Consider the following 15,013-nt stretch of genomic DNA (forward strand, 5'->3'; position numbering starts at 1 on the left):
ATCACTCCGGTTGTAGGGTCCTCTCAAGCGGAGCGATTTGCTCCTATTGAGGAGGCAGTCATGCAAGCTGTGGTCATGGACCGCTTCGGCGGGCCGGAGGTGCTGCGCATCCAGGAGGTCGAAGACCCGGTGCCGGGGCCGGGGCAGGTGCTCGTGGCGGTGGGCTATGCCGGGATCACGTACGTCGAGACCCAGGTGCGGGCCGGTCGCGGTCCCGCGGCCCACCAGCGGCCACCGCTTCCGCGCATCCCCGGCAACGGGGTGGGCGGACGCGTCTCGGCTGTCGGCCCGGGGGTGGACGCCGCGCTGGTCGGGCAGACCGTGGTGACCACGACGGGCGGCACCGGCGGCTATGCGGAACTGGCCGTGGCCCGGGCGGAGGACCTCGTCCCCGTCCCGGCGGAGGTGGCGCTGCGGGACGCGGTGGCGCTGCTGGCCGATGGGCGGACAGCGATGCTCCTGCACCGGCAGGCCGGGGTGCGTCCGGGCGAGTGGGTGCTGGTGGAGGCAGCCGCCGGTGGTGTCGGCAGTCTGCTGGTCCAGCTGGCCGCCGCCTCGGGGGCGAAGGTGATCGGCGCCGCCCGCGGTCCGGGCAAGGAAGCGCTGATCACCTCGCTGGGCGCTCTCGCCTACGTGGACTACTCCAAGCCGGGGTGGGAGCAAGAGGTCGCCGAGATGAGCAGCGGGGGCGTCGATCTAGTCTTCGACGGAGTGGGCGGCGTCGTGGGCGCGCAGGGCATGCGCGCCGTGCGACCCGGCGGCCGGGCCAGCGTGTACGGCATGTCCTCCGGCTCCTGGACCGAGCCGGCCGCTCATGTGACGGTCGTCCCCGACGGGGGCGTGCCGGCCCCGGCGGAAATCCGGGCGCTGGTCGAGGAGGCGCTCGCGCACGCCGCGGCCGGTCGGCTGCGCCCGATCGTCGGTCAGACCTACCCCCTGTCCGAGGCCGCCGACGCGCACCGGGCCATCGAAGCCCGCGCCACGATCGGCAAGACCCTGCTGATCCCGTGAACACGCCGAACGCAAGCCCGGCCGCCTCGGCCACGACCGCCCGCGCCCTCCTGCCGCTGACCGCGACGGTCCTGGTGGGCGCGATGGCAGCGCTGCTGGACACCACGATCGTCGCGGTGGCGCTGGACGAGCTGGCCAGGGACCTGGCCGCGCCGGTGACGGTGATTCAGTGGGTCACCACCTCCTACGTGCTGGCGATGACCGCCGTCATTCCGCTGGTGGGCTGGTCGGTCGGTCGCTTCGGCGCCCGCGCCGTGTGGCTGACGGCTCTAGGGCTGTTCCTGCTCGGGTCGCTCCTGTGCGGCGCCGCGTGGTCGGCAGGCTCGCTCATCGCCTTCCGGACCCTGCAAGGGCTGGGCGGCGGCATGATCCTGCCTGTGACGCAGCTCGTCCTGGCCCGGGCAGCGGGACCCGAACGCCTGGGCCAGGTGATGGGCAAGGTCGGCTTCGTCGGGCAGCTCGCCCCGATCTCCGGGCCCGTGCTCGGCGGCGTGCTGATCGACGGCTGGGGCTGGCGCTGGGTCTTCTTCGTCAACGCGCCGCTCATCCTGGTCTCGCTGGCCATGACATGGCGGTGGTTCCCCCGGGATGAGGAACGTGACGAACGTCGTCTCGACCTTGTCGGGCTGCTCCTGCTGCCGGCCGGAGTAGTCGCCCTGCTGCACGCGCTGACCGGGCTGGAGACGCAGGCCGGGATCGGGGCCGCGACGCTGACGGCGGTGACAGGGGCCGCGCTCCTGACCGCGTTCATCACGCGCTCGCTCCGCCGGACCGAGGCGAGCCTGCTCGACCTGCGGCTCTTCGCCGATCGCGCCTTCCGGTCGGGAACGGTCATGATGTTCGTCCTCGGCGTCACGAGCTGGGGGCCGATGTTCCTGCTGCCGCTGTACTACCAGCGACTGCACAACCTGTCCGCGCTCGACGCCGGGCTCGCTCTCGCCCCCCAAACCCTCGGCATCGCACTGGCGTCCCTGCTGGCCGGACGGTACGCCGACCGCCTGCCGCCGCGTCCGCTGGCCCTCGCCGGGATGGCCGCGGCCACCATGGGCACCCTTCCGTTCGTCTTCGCCACCCCTGACACCGACACTCTCCTGCTGAGCGTGGCGTTGCTCCTGCGCGGCGTCGGATTCGGCGTCGCCAGCCTGCCCGTCAGCGTCGCCGTCTACCGCACCCTGCGCCCGGCCGCCATCCCGCACGCCACCAGCGCCAGCACCATCGTGCAACGGATCGGCGCCGCCACCGGCACCGGGCTGATGGCCGTCATCCTCCAGGCCGGCGGCTTCACCCCAGCCCTCACCTGGATGTTCATCCTCACCGCGACCGGCCTGGTCATGGCCGCAAGCCTGCCCGGCCACAAATGATCGCCACCTGCCGAACCCACCAAGGACGTACTCATGATCAAAGTAGGCATCATCATCGGCAGCACCCGCCCGGGGCGCAACGGCGAGGCCGTGGCCCACTGGATTCACGACCTGGCGACAGGACGGGACGACGCCTCGTTCGAAATCGTCGACCTCAAGGACTTCCACCTGCCGCATCTGGACGAGGCTCTGCCACCGGCGATGGGCCACTACGCCAACGCGCACACCAGGGCCTGGGCCGACAAGATCGCTTCCTTCGACGCGTACGTGTTCGTCACCCCCGAGTACAACCACTCGACCTCAGGCGTGCTGAAGAACGCCATCGACTTCCTGTACGCCGAATGGAGCAACAAAGCCGCCGCCTTCGTCAGCTATGGCAGTGCGGGGGGTGTCCGAGCTGTGGAACACCTGCGCCTGATCATGGGCGAACTACAGGTCGCCGACGTACGCACCCAGATCGCACTGTCCCTGGCCACGGACTTCGAGAACTTCCAAGTCCTCACCCCGGCGGCCCACCACGCCGATGCGGTCACTGCCATGCTGGACGAGCTCCTCGCCTGGGGCGGTGCCTTGAAGACATTGCGTCACACCTGGCAGGCGAAAGGCACGCCGGGGGCCGCGTAGGAACCGCGCTCCCTCCGATCCTGAGCGGCAGGGATCGCAGGGCAGTCGCCAGGTGACGCCCGCCCGCGTGCCGCAGGTCGTACGGCACGCCCATCAAGACGTGCTCGATCCACCGTCTGGTGTCAGGCTGAGTACGTTCGACTCTTTGCGCCTTGGAGGTTCTGATGCGTGCAGGCGTCGTGGTCACCGCACACCCCGGTGTGGAGGACCTCGCCGTACAGGCCGAGGAGTTGGGCCTGCACAGTTTCTGGGTCAACGACACCCCGATGGTCCACGGCGACCCCTTCGTCGCCCTGGGACTGTGTGCGAAGGCCACCAGCCGCATCAGGCTCGGCATCGGCGTGACCTCCCCGGCGCTGCGCTCGGCCCCGGCCGCCGCGAGCGCGTTCGCCAGTCTCAACGCCCTGGCGCCGGGCCGGATCATCTGCGGGATCGGCACCGGGAACACCGCCCGGCGCACACTGGGCATGCGGCCGACCACGGCGGCCACGTTGGAGAGCTTCACCACCGCACTGCAGAAAGGCCGGCATCGACGAACTGCTCATCCAGCCGGTGATCGACCCACCAACCGAGATGGCCCAGCTCGCGAAACTCCTCACCTGACGGCCGAAACCGTGCGGATCGAGATGACGGGCCGCAGGCCGGCACGTGTCCCTCCCGCCGACCTCATCCGAGACACTTCCATCGCTGTCAAAGGCCCTGCAGAACGCGATCAAGTGCCGCCCGGCCCGCAGGTCCCCAGTTCGGCTTCCCGCCGGGAAGGCCCCGATCTCCGTTCTGCCCCATGAGCATCAGGAACAGGCTCTTCATGGCGGCCAGCCCGCGGGCACGCCTGATCGTTGCCTCGTCCGCGTGCCCGTACGCGTCGAAGAACTGTGCGGCCGCGCCCGCCGGGAGCAGCACCCACGCGGCGCCGAGGTCCCACGCGGGATCGCCGGCGAACAAGGCACCGAACTCGATCACGCCCGAGAGCGTCCCGTCCGAGACGACGACATTCGCGGGATGGAGGTCACCATGCACCCACATCGGCGGGCCCTCCCACTCGGGGGCCGCGACGGCATCGGCGCAGACGGCCCGGACGGCGCGGACATCGCCGACGGCGTCGGGGTCAATGGCCTGCAAGAACCGCTCGAAGCCGCCCGTGCCCCTCTTGGGGTGAGCGCCGCAATCCGAACCGGCCGGGGCCTCGGCGGGCGCCTCCACATGGAGCGCCCTGAGGAAGGCCGCCAGCGTGTCGGCCGCGTGGGCGCCGCGGCTGATCGAGCCGTGGTCCAGCGGCTCGCCGGGAACCCATGTCATCACGGTCCAGTGCTTGGGGAAGCGCTCGGACGGTTCGCCGAACCGCACCGGGGTCGGCACCGGGAGCGGCAGACGGGGAGCCAGCACGGGTAGCCACCGCCGTTCCTTGAGCTGGAGCTCGGGGGTGGGGTCCATGCGCTGCATGCGTACGGCCAACTCGTTCCCGAGGCGCCACATGTGGTTGCCCCAGCCGCCCGCCACCTCGCGGATGGCCAGCCCCGCAAGGTCTGGATGTTGCTCCTGCAGCAGGTCGCGGACCAGGTCTGCCGTGATCTCGATCTCGGTGTCGGTCATGCGAAGTCACAGTCACTGAGGCGGCAGGCGGAGCGGCTCCCGCTCTCCGGGCCGGGCTTCCCCGCTTCCGGGCCGTACTGAGCTCCGCGAGCTACATGACGCCCGGCACCAGGATTCGGCGCCCGCTCTCGTAAACTCGGCGGTCATGACAGAACGATGGCCCTTCATCCACCACGTGACCTTCATCGCCGCGGACCTCGAGGCGAGCACGCGCTTCTACAGTGCCGCGCTGAAGCCTCTCGGTGTTGTCGGAGAGGCGGCTGACGGCGGAGCGGAGTTCTGGGAGGAGGAGTTGGACACCCCTTCCTTCGGTCTGTATCCCGCTGGCGACGCCACGGTGACACGGGGCGCGCACATCGCGTTCACCGCTCGCGATCGGGCCGCGGTCGACGCCTTCCACGCGGCCGCGCTGGCGGCCGGCGGCAAGTCGCGGCACGAACCCCGGCTGTGGCCCGAATATGGCGCCTACTGCGCGTTCGTGGATGACCCGGACGGCAACAACATCGAGGCGGTGTACAAGGAGCAGGCGTAGGGCCGGCACCTGGCGGTGATCGCGGCGGTGGCGCGGGTGGACGAGCGGCCGCAGCTGGATCCCGGCGGTTCTGGCAGGGCGCGGCGGCGGGCGCATACGCGCGGCGATCCTCTGCGGGCGGTCGCAGGGTATCTGGGCTGGAACCTCCTCGGCGAGATCACCGCTGGCGTGCAGGGCGAACTCGCCACGCCGGCCGGCGCTCGCTGCGGCCGCGGGAGTCGGGCCTGATGCGGATCTGATCCCCGGTCCCGTTGCTGGCTGAAAGGCGCTGTGGCCGGTCGGGCGGGCTTCTGCTTGACCGTGGTCAGCGCCGGGTGGAGTCGCGCAGGACCAGGCGCCACTCGATCGGGGCGGTCTCATCTGTCGCCTCCTCGCCGAGGACCAGTTGCGCGCAGCGTGCTCCCTGGGCGCGCAGGTTCTGCGCGACGGTCGTCAACCCGGCTGCGGCGGCTGCGTCGGTGTCGTCCCAGCCGGTGACGGCGAGGTCTCCGGGGACAGCGAGACCGGCACGGGTCGCCGCTCGCATCAGGCCCAGAGCGAGTTCGTCGCTCATGGCCATGACCGCGTCGGGGGCGTCCGGCCCCGCCAGGAACTCGGTGGCCAGGGAGGCCGCCTCGCCCGCGCTGTTGCGCGCGCACACCGCCACCCGCACCTGCGGCCATCGGCCGCCGGCCGCCTCCCAGGCGTCACGGACTCCGCGCAGGCGCTCACGGGTCACGCGGAAGGTGGCCTCGGCTGGATCCAGCCCGTTGCGAACCCCACGTGCACGGGCGCGATCGAGCGGGAAGCTGAGCACCACCGGCCGCCGGGCGCTCGCGAAGACCTCGGCGGCGACGGCGCGGGCCGCCTTCCTGTCGTCGATGGCCACGATCGGCATGTCCCGGTGGTGCGGTCCGCCGTGCACGACGGCGGGGAGACCGGTGGCGGCCACCGCCGGCACCACGGGGTCGTCGTCGCTGGTCGTCCAGACGACGAACCCGTCCACCGCCGCCTCGGCGACCCGGTCGGTATCGGAGGGCGCCCCGGTGATGGGCACGATCGTGAGCCCCAGGCCGTGACCGGCGCAGACCTCGGCGACGCCGGCCAGGAACCGAGTGGCCTGGGGGTCCTCGAAGGCGTAGGTCAGGTGTTCGCCGAGCACCACCCCGAGGCTGCCGGCCCGTCCCCGGCGCAGCGAGCGTGCGCCCGGATGCGGGCCGGGGTATCCCAACCGGGCGGCGGCTTCGCGGACCCTGGCCCGGGTGCGTTCGGAGACGCGATCGGGCTGGGCGTAGGTGTACGACACAGTCATCACCGAGACCTTCGCCGCGCGGGCCACCTCCGCCATGGTCGGCCGGGGCCGAGAAGGGTCTTGGGCCATGCCTCACTCTATCTTGTGTATCGTTACACAGCATGTGTAACGATACACAGACAAGTGTCGATCATGGTCGTGTTCGAGCCTGGGTGCCGTATGCGGGATTCACTGTCTTCGGCGCGTTCTGGGGTGTGTGGGGCGCGTCCGTTCCCGCCATCCGCGATCAGGCCGGGCTGACTGATGGCCAGCTCGGCACGGCTCTGCTGTTCATCGCCGCCGGCGCCCTGCCCGCCATGCCCCTCGCGGGCCGGGCCGTGGACCGGTGGGGGCAGCGTGTCACGGCGATCACCCTCACCTCGCTCGGCATCGCGGGTGTCGCCGTGGCCGTCACCGCCCGCGACCTGCCTTCCCTGTCCGTGGGATTGGCGGTTCTGGGCGCGTCGTCCGGCGCCGCGGACGTGACGATCAACGCGGCGGCCGGCTCCGCCGAACGGGCCCACGGCCGTCCGGTCATCACCCGGGCGCACGGCTTCTTCTCCTTGACGGTGGTCGTGGCCAGCCTCGTGACTGGCCTGCTGAACGCCGCCGGCCTGGCCGTGGTCGTGCCGTACTTGCTGGTCGCGCTCTCCGCCGGCGCTGTGAGCGCCGCCATCGGCACCCGCGGTCGCACGCAGACTGATCCCGGCCGCCACGATCGCACCCGCACCTCGGCCGCGCACAGCCGGCCGGGCCTGCGCGCTCATCTGCCGCTCCTGCTTGTCGCGGGCGGGCTGGGCGCGCTCGGGTTCGCCGTGGAGAACGCTCACCAGAGCTGGAGCGCCGTCTACCTCGCAGATACCGTGCACGCCGGACCCGCGCTGGTCGGCGCCGGGCCCGCGGTCTTCGCACTTGCCGTCTCGCTCACCCGCTTCGCGATCAGCGCGGTGAAGACCCGTCGTGCCTGGATCGTTCTCACCGCCGGTGCGATGATCTCCGCGGTGGGGACGTCCCTGCTTGCCCTCACCACGTCTCTCCCTCTGGCTCTGCTCGGGCTGGCCCTGGCCGCCGTCGGTACCGCCGTGCTCTTCCCCACCGTGCTCGGCCTGGCCACCGCCAACGTCCCTGCCGCCGCCCGCGGCGCCGCCACCTCGGTCGTGTCCACCTTGGCCTATCTCGGCTACCTCGCCGGGCCGGTGTACGTGGGGCACTGGTCGCAGGCGACCGGGCTGCCGGGCGCCATGCTGGCCGTGGCGGCACTGGCCGCGGCCCTGGCGCTGCTGGCGTGGCCCTCGCTCAGAGCCGTCGTCCCCGCCCCCGCGCGGCGGGGCACCGCCGAAGAAGGAGCGAGAGATCACGGGTAGTCAGGCGCCGGAGAGGCCGACCGGGTCAGGCCCCGGGAAGCTCCGGGCAGGGAGGCGACAGTGTGGCTGTGGCCGGGCCGCGGCCTCTCTGCTGAACCGGCCGTCCCTGGCAGCACGCGGTCCGCGCGCAACGCACGAGTGGCGGCCGCACCAGGTACCGGCGTCACCCGATGTCGAAGACCGCCTTCCCCCTCACGCGGCGGTCGCGCAGCGCGGCGGCTGCCTCGGCGAAGCGTTCCCAGGAGCCGCGCCAGCCGATCTCGGGCGCCAGAGCGCGGTCGGCCGTGAGCCGCACCAGCTCGGCCAGGTCGTCGGCGGCTGCGAACTCGTTGACGTACGAGGTGAGCGTCTTGGGCGGTCCGACGGTCGCATATGGCGGGAAAAGGGCCGGCTCGCCCGAGGTCCATCCGACGGACTGCAGGTTCCCGCCGGGGGCGAGCAACTCCCAGGCTCTGACCAGATGAGGCCCGCCGACGGTCTCCACGACGATGTCGACGGGCTCCTTGACGTCGTCCAGCCCCACGACCACTTCGTCGGCGCCAAGACCGGCCAGGCCGTCACCCCGCCCGGGGGAGCCGGCCGAGGCGATGACGTACGCCCCCGCGTGGGCGGCGAGCCGCACCGCATACCGTCCCACGCCGCCCGAGGCGCCGGTCACCAGCACGCGCTTGCCGGGCGCGATGCCGGCGGCGCGCAGGGAGCGAAGCGCGGCCAGGCCCGCCGTCGGCAGTGCGGCCGCCTCGGCCGGCTCGACACCCTCCGGGACTTCGGCCACCGCCGACACATCGACCGCCACCCGCTCGGCGAACGCGCCGTCCGCGAAGAGCACGACACGGGTGCCCGCGACGGGGCCGGACCCGTCCGCCGCTCCCTGCAGGACGATCTCGGCCGCATCGAGGCCCAGGGGCGCGCCGGCCGGGATGCGTCCGGAGGTCGCGTTGTTGAGGTCGGCGTAGTTGAGCGAGGCGTGCAGCACGTCGACGAGCACCTGCCCGGGCCCGGCGACCGGGTCGGCGGCCGATCTGCTATCTAACCTTTTGGGTCGTCAAGGTCACGAAAACGCCGGACGAGCTTCGCTACCCGTTTGGATGGGGCTCCATTGTGGGTAGGTTGAGGCTGCCTCAGCGTGCGGCCACGGGGGCTTCGTCAGGTGGCCGGTCCTGGGTGGCGCAGAGCGGTCAGGGGAGGCCCTTCGGATGAAGATCGTTGCGTTATCCTGCACGCAGAAGCGGCTCCCGTCGCTGACCGACGCGCTGCTCGAGGCGGCGATCACCGGCGTCGTCCGGGAGGTCGCCGACGCGGAGATCCAGCGGATTCGGTTGATCGACCATCGCATCGCGATGTGCGAGGGCGAGGACACCTGCCTTGATCCCGAGGTGGGCCGGTGCACGCTCGACGACGACTTCCAGCATGTCGTCGATCTGGCCGAGGGTGCGCAGGCGATGCTGCTCGCCATGCCGGTCTACGCGGGGAACGTACCCGCGGTGCTGAAGATCTTCCAGGAACGCCTGAAGAGCTACATGAACGCCAGGCAACGCCCGTTCGGCAACCTGCTGGTGGGGACGATCGTGCATTCGCGCACGATGCTGACCGAGCCGGCACTGGGCTCCCTGTTCCCGTGGTACCTGCGCCTACGGAACAAGAACGTGGCGTCGGCGTGCTTCACCCAGAACGATCATCAGGACCTTACCCGCACCGCGGCGCTCGACCTGTGCGTGGCCGTGGGCCGGCAACTCGGCATGACGCTCGACGGCAGCCGGTCGCCGGCCGACGACCGGACGGCACTGCCGTTGGTTCAACCGCCGGCTCGTCCGCGGTGCGGTGACCCGGCCGCCTCCTCTCCTGGGGCGTGAGGAGCTTCCGCGCGCCAGGTGCACCCGTCGCCAGCCTGTTCACACGACACCGTGACGTCCGGTTCCACGTAGCGGGCGGCGATGGCGGTGTTGAGTTCCTGGCAGTAGGGGCACGGTGACGAGAACGTCAGGACGACGCCGGCGCGGGCGGCCCGTTTGCGGTAGCGGAGGATCCCGCAGTCGGCGTTGCGCAGGACGGTGCCCGAGGGCTGGGGCTCACTGGTCACGGCCGAGTCGTACAGCAACAGCTGACGCTGCAGCCGGGTCATGAAGTGATCGGTGGCGGACACCCCGGCGGGTCGCTGCGCTTGCAGGAGCTTCGCGGTGATGCGGGAGTTCGCCTGGATCCACGCAGCGAGGCCTTCTTCGCCGTGCTCTCCCAGGATGAACTCCTCTGCGGCCGCCTGCGCCTCGAAGAACCGCTGGCGCCACAGGTCGACCTTCTCGGCCGGGTCGAGGGGAGACGGTTCACTGGTCATGGCCCTCGTCCTTCCCGGTGGCGCCGTCCAGCTCGGCGAAGACCTCCTGGGCGACGCGCAGCCCGTTGTTGGCGACCGGCCAGCCGCCGTAGTAGGCGAGCTGGATGATGACTTCGACGATCTTCTCTCGCGACATCCCGAGGTGCAGGGCGGCACCGATGTGGCCGCGTAACTCCCAATCGGTCCGCGCCAGCGTGACCGCGGTCAGCGCGACCAGTTCGCGCTCCTCGACGCTCAGGTGCGGGCGGGTCCAGATCTCACCGAACAGGTGGTCGACGGTGATCTGCAGGAACTCCGGGTACGAACCCGGGCGCGGTTCGCGGCCGAAGACCTGCTGGAACATGGCCTCACCCCGCTCACGTCGGGAAGACGGCTGATTCATCGATCAACTCCTTCGTGTTGGCCGAACAGTTGTCAACGTCCACGACGCCACGAAGGCGACGACCAGCAGCGCGGCGCCGCTGCCGAAGGCGGCCGGAACACTCACCCGCTCGGCGACGAGCCCGACGACGACCGGTCCGACCACGGCGCCGACATCGGTGCACATCGAGAAGACGGCGACGCCACTGCCGGCCCGGCCGGCGACGGCGTCACCGATCAGCGCGGCCGGTGCGGCGTTGAGCAGCGCTGATCCCGCCGCGTACACACTGAGCAGGACGACGAGCCAGGCGTACGTGTCCACGAACACCAAGGCGGTGATCGCCGCCGCGGCCACACCGGTACCGGCGATCATGGCGAGCCGGCGGCCGGCCCGATCGACGACCCAGCCGGCCGGCATGATCAGCAGCGCCTGAACGCCGGCGGAGATCGTGAACGCCCACCCGACCGACGTCACGTCATGCCGCCACGCCACCACCACCGTGGGGACCAGTGCGCTGCGCAGCCCGAACAGGACCCATCCCTGCGCCAGCGCTGCGAGGCAGGCCACCAGGTAGCGTCGATCCCGCAGCAGGACCGGCAGCCGGACCACGTCACGGCCGGGCTCCGCGCCGGCGGTTCGGCCGGTGCGGAGCACCGCCAGTGTCACCGCCGCGGCGGCCAGCAGCAGCACGGCGTACGCCACGAACGGCGCGGACAGGGCGATGAGAGCGAGGAGCCCGCCCAGTGCCGGCCCGCAGATCCCGCCGAGCAGGAAGCCCGCTTCGAACACGGCGCTGGCCCGGCCCCGCTGGTCGGCCGGCGCGATCGCCAGGAGCGTCGCCAGTGCGGACACCGAGAACAGCACTGAGCCGACGCCGCCGAGGCCGCGGAACACGAGCAGCTGCCCGTACGACCCGGCGAACGCCGCCAGGGCCGAGGAGAGCGCACACAGCAGCAGGCCGGCGACCAGGACGCGCCGCTCCCCGAACCGAACTCCGAGCCGGCCGCAGAACGGGCTGGTGGCCAGCCGCATCAACGCGAACAGGGCGACGAGCGCCCCGATCTGGGTGGGCCCGGCCCCGAACGTCGCCGCGTACACCGGGAGCACGGGGAGCACCAGTCCCAGGCCCAGCATGACGCAGCCACCGACGACACTGAGGACGTAGACCTCGCGAGGGAGACTCGGCTGGGGAGCGGCAACGGGTGGGACGCTGCCAGGGCCGGCCGCCGCCATCACTGTCCGATCACAGGATGATGCTGAGCTTTCCGTGCTCGTACAACGTCTCGTGGTCGAGCACCACGACCCGTCTCCGGATCCGGAACGACTCGCCCTCGACGACGAGCTCGAACCGGTATTTCCCGACGTAGGCGTCAGAGCGCCCGTGCCCGAACCGGTGCACGAGGACATTCGCCGCCACGTCGAGGCGCGTGCCGCGGTCGGTCAGGATCTCCACGTTGCTGATCATCCGATTCGTCCGCGACCGAGGGTTCTCGCACCACACCTCACCGTTGAGGAGCTGTTCGATCCGCTGGCGTAGCCGGGCGGCGTCGTCGTCGATGAGCCCGAGCGCATCGGCCGTCTCGCCGCGGACGTCGGTGGCGGGCACGGAGTAGCGGATGTCGTCGGTCAGCATCTCGTCGTACCACTCGAGCAGGCGCCACTCGTCGAGCAGCCGCGCCTCACGGAAAAGGAACTGGCTCACCCGGTGCCATAATCGCACCTGGGCCGCTTCGTCGACCGTCAGCTCGGTGGTCATCGTGCTTCCGCCTCTTGCATCTCGGTCCGGTGAGCGACCTCGAGGTGACCGTCGTCGCCGTGCATCAGCCGGTCCCACTGCCGCCAGAACTCGCGGGCGGGCAGCTCGTCGGTCGTCTCCGGGACTTCCTTGTTCATGCCGCGTGACAGGTCCGAGTAGCGGACCGTGCGGTTGAGATAACCCCGCTGGCACGACTCGACGATCTCGATGTCGTCGGGAGTGGCGAAGCCGGCGGGGCCGAGGAACGTCAGGTAGTGACTCTTGCGGAGCTCACGGATGTCCGGATCCTCGTCCTTGGGGGCCAGGGCGACCGAGGTGATGGCCATCTGGCCGGCGCCGATCGGGTCGATCTTGCGGATCGTGATCGCGATCGCGTCGATGATCATCAGGTTGGGGAAGATCAGCACCGCCCGATTGGTATGGGTGATCCGTTCGGCGCGTTCGGCGCCGAACCGGTCGACGAACCGTGCGGCCGTCGCCTCGATCCGCGGCCGGACCTCGGCGCCGAACATCGGCGTCCAGTAGGCGAGCGGGCGGGCTGCCGCCGGTGGGAGCTCGTTGGCGCCATGCCCCAGTCCGAGGGCGCGGCCGAAGCCGCCTCGTCGTCGTGGTGGCACCGACCCCAGCGACTCCATGTAGCCGACGTAACGCTTGTGCAGGGCCCGGAAGTGGTAGATGTCGACGCTGTTCTCCATCATGAGCTTCCAGTTGGCCCGAGCCCCGTGGAGTTGCGCCCCCTGGATCACCTCCATCCCGACCTCGGACTGGTCGTCGATCAGATCGAGGTACTCCGTCGCACCCGCCAGGTACTCGGTCAAGGTGCGCGGCTGCTCCGGATCGAAGGTGACGAACACGAAACCGCGGTAACTGTCACTGCGGTGCCGCGCCAGGCCGAAGTCCGCCTTGCGGAAGCCTGGCCCGTACCCGTCCGGGATCGGGACCCCGACCAGGTCGCCCTGGTTGGAGAAGGTCCAGTCGTGATACGGGCACCGGAACGATCTGGCCTGCCCGGCCGGCTGCGAGCAGATCAGAGCTCCGCGGTGGGTGCAGCTGTTCGCGAACACCCGGATCACCCCGTCGGACCCGCGCGCCATGACCACCGGGCGCCCGCCGACGTCGCGTGACACGTAGGAGCCCGGCTCGGGCACCTCCGATTCGTGCCCGACGTACAGCCAGCAGCGATCGAAGATCCTGGTCATCTCCTGTGCGGCCAGGTCGTCGTCGGTGTAGGCGCGGCGATCCACCCGGAACGACAGGCGCTCGAGATCATCGATCACGATCGGGTCGCCCACCGGCCGCTGCAGTTCGATCGTCACTGCTGCCCCTTTCGCTGGAGCGTCTCGACCGTGCTGATGACCAGCTCGGCCGTGCGCACGGCCGAATCGCCGCACTCCGGCTGGGCAGCGCGTAGCCGGGCCCGGTAGTCCCGGGCGGGATCGAGCAGATCGGTGACAGCGTCAGTGACCGCCTGCTCGGTGACGCCGGCCGGCTCCAACGCCGTCCCGAAGCCCGCGCTGGCCACGAAGTACGCCTGGACGGGCTGATCCACAGCCAGCGGGATCACCAGCATCGGTGTCGCCGCCCGGATCGACTCCGCCACGGAGTTGTAGCCGCCATGGGTGATGAACACGTCGGCGCGCTCGAGCACCTCACGTTGCGGCAGATACGGGGCGGTGAGCACGTCGTCGGGCAGCGCGAGCTCCTCGGCGAGATCTCCTACCGCGGCGATCACCTGTGCACCGGTCGCCGCCGCCCCCATGATCACCGTGCGCAGCAGCTCCGGCCGCCGGTAGAAGATCGTGCCGAAGGAGACGTACACCACCGGGCGGTCGGGGTCGATCCGATCCAGGCCCGAGAAGGCGACCTCGTCGCCGCGCGTCCCCGCCGCACCCGGCAACCCGACCAGCTGCACACCGTCGTCGGTGACCGCGTCCTTCCCGACGAGAGCAGGAATCGTCGGCATCAAATTGAGAATTCGCGAACGCGCCGAATGAGTCCGGGTCGACCACAACACCCCGTGCCTGGTCAGATAGTCGCCGACCTGCTCGTCGTACGCCCAGCGACCTCGTCGATGCTCGCTCGGGCATACTCCGCCCAGGTTGGCCCAGATCATCCCGTACGGCACGCCGGACGCCTGTGCGCCGGCCATGGCCGACGCCGTGACCGGCAGCGAATCGACGAGCACGAAGTCCGGCGCCGTCGCACGGAGCGCCTCAGCGGTCTGGTCTGCCACCGGCGACGACTGGAGCATCGGGCCGATCTTCGCCGGGTCGCCGCTCCACGGCGCCATCTCGACCTGCCCGATCGCGTGGACCTCCGCCTTGCCCAGGGCCTCTCGACGCTGCTCGTCGAGCGCGCCGCCGTCCGCGGACAACAGCAGCAGCGCAACGTCACTGCCGGCGGTCTGGAGCGCATTGACCACCGGGATGTACGGGTTCAGGTGACCATGTTGAGTCGTGGTGAGGAGGGCGACGCGCATCAAATCTCCGATCCATCGAAAGAAGACGATCAAGCCGGCTGAAGGTCTGGCTCTGGATGCACCACAGCAGCCACGACCGCGACACCCTCCTGCCTTCAGAAACGAGTCGAGACGGCGACGCACGAACGGCAGACGAAAGGGACCGGCGACGTCCGGGTACTGCTACAAGGCTCTATGCATTCCGCACCATCGCGGAGGACACATCGATCGACGCTACTCGCCGACGACCTCGAAACAACCGGTTCACCGCCTGCCCCCAGGCAGTTTCGCAAAGCCTGCCGGGATGTGCAATGAATGTCACGCCTCGAAACTGTCCGCTACCACTTCTAT

General features: G+C 70.5%; 16 protein-coding genes. 7 read left to right on the forward strand and 9 right to left on the reverse strand.

Going from position 1 to position 15,013, the window contains the following annotated elements:
- Positions 1-60 precede the first annotated feature (60 nt).
- The 4 genes from AB0H84_RS34375 (at position 61) to AB0H84_RS34390 (ending at position 3,784) form a co-directional block, all read left to right on the forward strand.
- Entirely contained in the window at positions 61-1,011 is a 951-nt protein-coding gene (locus tag AB0H84_RS34375) for a zinc-binding dehydrogenase (protein ID WP_357613692.1), read from the forward strand.
- Positions 1,008-2,372: a DHA2 family efflux MFS transporter permease subunit gene (locus tag AB0H84_RS34380; RefSeq protein WP_357613695.1), complete on the forward strand. Its 1,365-nt coding sequence runs from the start codon at positions 1,008-1,010 to the stop codon at positions 2,370-2,372. Before AB0H84_RS34375 ends, AB0H84_RS34380 begins: the two co-directional genes overlap by 4 nt.
- A 33-nt stretch (positions 2,373-2,405) precedes the next feature.
- Entirely contained in the window at positions 2,406-2,996 is a 591-nt protein-coding gene (locus tag AB0H84_RS34385; RefSeq protein ID WP_357613698.1) for an NAD(P)H-dependent oxidoreductase, read from the forward strand.
- Positions 2,997-3,148: 152 nt separating this feature from the next.
- A complete protein-coding gene (locus AB0H84_RS34390; RefSeq protein ID WP_357613701.1) occupies positions 3,149-3,784 on the forward strand; it encodes an LLM class flavin-dependent oxidoreductase in 636 nt (211 codons plus the stop codon).
- On the opposite strand, the gene AB0H84_RS34395 is transcribed toward AB0H84_RS34390, so the two are convergent.
- A complete protein-coding gene (locus AB0H84_RS34395; protein ID WP_357613704.1) occupies positions 3,687-4,589 on the reverse strand; it encodes an aminoglycoside phosphotransferase family protein in 903 nt (300 codons plus the stop codon). The two genes, AB0H84_RS34390 and AB0H84_RS34395, sit on opposite strands and share 98 nt — an antisense overlap.
- Before the next feature lie 145 nt (positions 4,590-4,734).
- On the opposite strand from AB0H84_RS34395, the gene AB0H84_RS34400 reads away from it, so the two are divergent.
- Positions 4,735-5,121, forward strand: a complete 387-nt coding sequence (locus AB0H84_RS34400) for a VOC family protein (RefSeq protein ID WP_357613707.1) — start codon at positions 4,735-4,737, stop codon at positions 5,119-5,121.
- Between the two features lie 304 nt (positions 5,122-5,425).
- On the opposite strand, the gene AB0H84_RS34405 is transcribed toward AB0H84_RS34400, so the two are convergent.
- Positions 5,426-6,481 (reverse strand): LacI family DNA-binding transcriptional regulator, encoded by a 1,056-nt coding sequence (locus tag AB0H84_RS34405; protein WP_357613710.1) that lies wholly within the window; start codon positions 6,479-6,481, stop codon positions 5,426-5,428.
- Between the two features lie 83 nt (positions 6,482-6,564).
- Here AB0H84_RS34405 and AB0H84_RS34410 point away from each other — a divergent pair, with 83 nt between their 5' ends.
- On the forward strand, positions 6,565-7,755 hold the full coding sequence (locus AB0H84_RS34410) for an MFS transporter (RefSeq protein ID WP_357613713.1): 1,191 nt from the start codon (positions 6,565-6,567) through the stop codon (positions 7,753-7,755).
- 163 nt (positions 7,756-7,918) lie between these two features.
- Here the strand turns inward: AB0H84_RS34410 and AB0H84_RS34415 are convergent, their stop codons facing one another.
- Positions 7,919-8,743, reverse strand: coding sequence for a zinc-binding dehydrogenase (locus AB0H84_RS34415; protein ID WP_357613716.1), 825 nt, complete (start codon positions 8,741-8,743; stop codon positions 7,919-7,921).
- 208 nt (positions 8,744-8,951) lie between these two features.
- On the opposite strand from AB0H84_RS34415, the gene AB0H84_RS34420 reads away from it, so the two are divergent.
- The gene (locus AB0H84_RS34420) at positions 8,952-9,608 is read left to right on the forward strand and encodes an NAD(P)H-dependent oxidoreductase (protein ID WP_357613719.1); all 657 of its coding nucleotides are present in this window, start codon (positions 8,952-8,954) and stop codon (positions 9,606-9,608) included.
- Here AB0H84_RS34420 and AB0H84_RS34425 read toward each other — a convergent pair.
- From AB0H84_RS34425 to AB0H84_RS34450, 6 genes are read right to left on the reverse strand one after another with little or no spacing between them, the layout of a single operon-like run.
- Positions 9,551-10,087: a hypothetical protein gene (locus AB0H84_RS34425; RefSeq protein ID WP_357613722.1), complete on the reverse strand. Its 537-nt coding sequence runs from the start codon at positions 10,085-10,087 to the stop codon at positions 9,551-9,553. The genes AB0H84_RS34420 and AB0H84_RS34425 overlap by 58 nt on opposite strands.
- Complete coding sequence (locus tag AB0H84_RS34430; RefSeq protein WP_357613724.1) at positions 10,077-10,469, reverse strand: carboxymuconolactone decarboxylase family protein; 393 nt, start codon at positions 10,467-10,469, stop codon at positions 10,077-10,079. The genes AB0H84_RS34425 and AB0H84_RS34430 overlap by 11 nt, the downstream gene beginning before the upstream one ends.
- Before the next feature lie 3 nt (positions 10,470-10,472).
- Entirely contained in the window at positions 10,473-11,681 is a 1,209-nt protein-coding gene (locus AB0H84_RS34435; protein WP_357613960.1) for an MFS transporter, read from the reverse strand.
- A gap of 10 nt (positions 11,682-11,691) precedes the next feature.
- Positions 11,692-12,204 (reverse strand): aromatic-ring-hydroxylating dioxygenase subunit beta, encoded by a 513-nt coding sequence (locus AB0H84_RS34440; protein WP_357613727.1) that lies wholly within the window; start codon positions 12,202-12,204, stop codon positions 11,692-11,694.
- The gene (locus AB0H84_RS34445; protein ID WP_357613730.1) at positions 12,201-13,520 is read right to left on the reverse strand and encodes an aromatic ring-hydroxylating dioxygenase subunit alpha; all 1,320 of its coding nucleotides are present in this window, start codon (positions 13,518-13,520) and stop codon (positions 12,201-12,203) included. The genes AB0H84_RS34440 and AB0H84_RS34445 overlap by 4 nt, the downstream gene beginning before the upstream one ends.
- Positions 13,517-14,683, reverse strand: coding sequence for a glycosyltransferase (locus AB0H84_RS34450; protein WP_357613733.1), 1,167 nt, complete (start codon positions 14,681-14,683; stop codon positions 13,517-13,519). The genes AB0H84_RS34445 and AB0H84_RS34450 overlap by 4 nt, the downstream gene beginning before the upstream one ends.
- Positions 14,684-15,013 lie beyond the last annotated feature (330 nt).

Origin of the sequence: Nonomuraea sp. NPDC050786, from assembly GCF_040654115.1 — a bacterium.
Lineage (GTDB): Bacteria > Actinomycetota > Actinomycetes > Streptosporangiales > Streptosporangiaceae > Nonomuraea.

Excerpts from the sequence above, each read along its gene's own strand:
- AB0H84_RS34375 (WP_357613692.1), top strand. The coding sequence starts at position 61 with ATGCAAGCTGTGGTCATGGACCGCTTCGGCGGGCCGGAGGTGCTGCGC.
- AB0H84_RS34385 (WP_357613698.1), top strand. The coding sequence starts at position 2,406 with ATGATCAAAGTAGGCATCATCATCGGCAGCACCCGCCCGGGGCGCAAC.
- AB0H84_RS34395 (WP_357613704.1), bottom strand. The coding sequence starts at position 4,589 with ATGACCGACACCGAGATCGAGATCACGGCAGACCTGGTCCGCGACCTG.
- AB0H84_RS34400 (WP_357613707.1), top strand. The coding sequence starts at position 4,735 with ATGACAGAACGATGGCCCTTCATCCACCACGTGACCTTCATCGCCGCG.
- AB0H84_RS34405 (WP_357613710.1), bottom strand. The coding sequence starts at position 6,481 with ATGGCCCAAGACCCTTCTCGGCCCCGGCCGACCATGGCGGAGGTGGCC.
- AB0H84_RS34420 (WP_357613719.1), top strand. The coding sequence starts at position 8,952 with ATGAAGATCGTTGCGTTATCCTGCACGCAGAAGCGGCTCCCGTCGCTG.
- AB0H84_RS34425 (WP_357613722.1), bottom strand. The coding sequence starts at position 10,087 with ATGACCAGTGAACCGTCTCCCCTCGACCCGGCCGAGAAGGTCGACCTG.
- AB0H84_RS34430 (WP_357613724.1), bottom strand. The coding sequence starts at position 10,469 with ATGAATCAGCCGTCTTCCCGACGTGAGCGGGGTGAGGCCATGTTCCAG.
- AB0H84_RS34435 (WP_357613960.1), bottom strand. The coding sequence starts at position 11,681 with ATGGCGGCGGCCGGCCCTGGCAGCGTCCCACCCGTTGCCGCTCCCCAG.
- AB0H84_RS34440 (WP_357613727.1), bottom strand. The coding sequence starts at position 12,204 with ATGACCACCGAGCTGACGGTCGACGAAGCGGCCCAGGTGCGATTATGG.
- AB0H84_RS34450 (WP_357613733.1), bottom strand. The coding sequence starts at position 14,683 with ATGCGCGTCGCCCTCCTCACCACGACTCAACATGGTCACCTGAACCCG.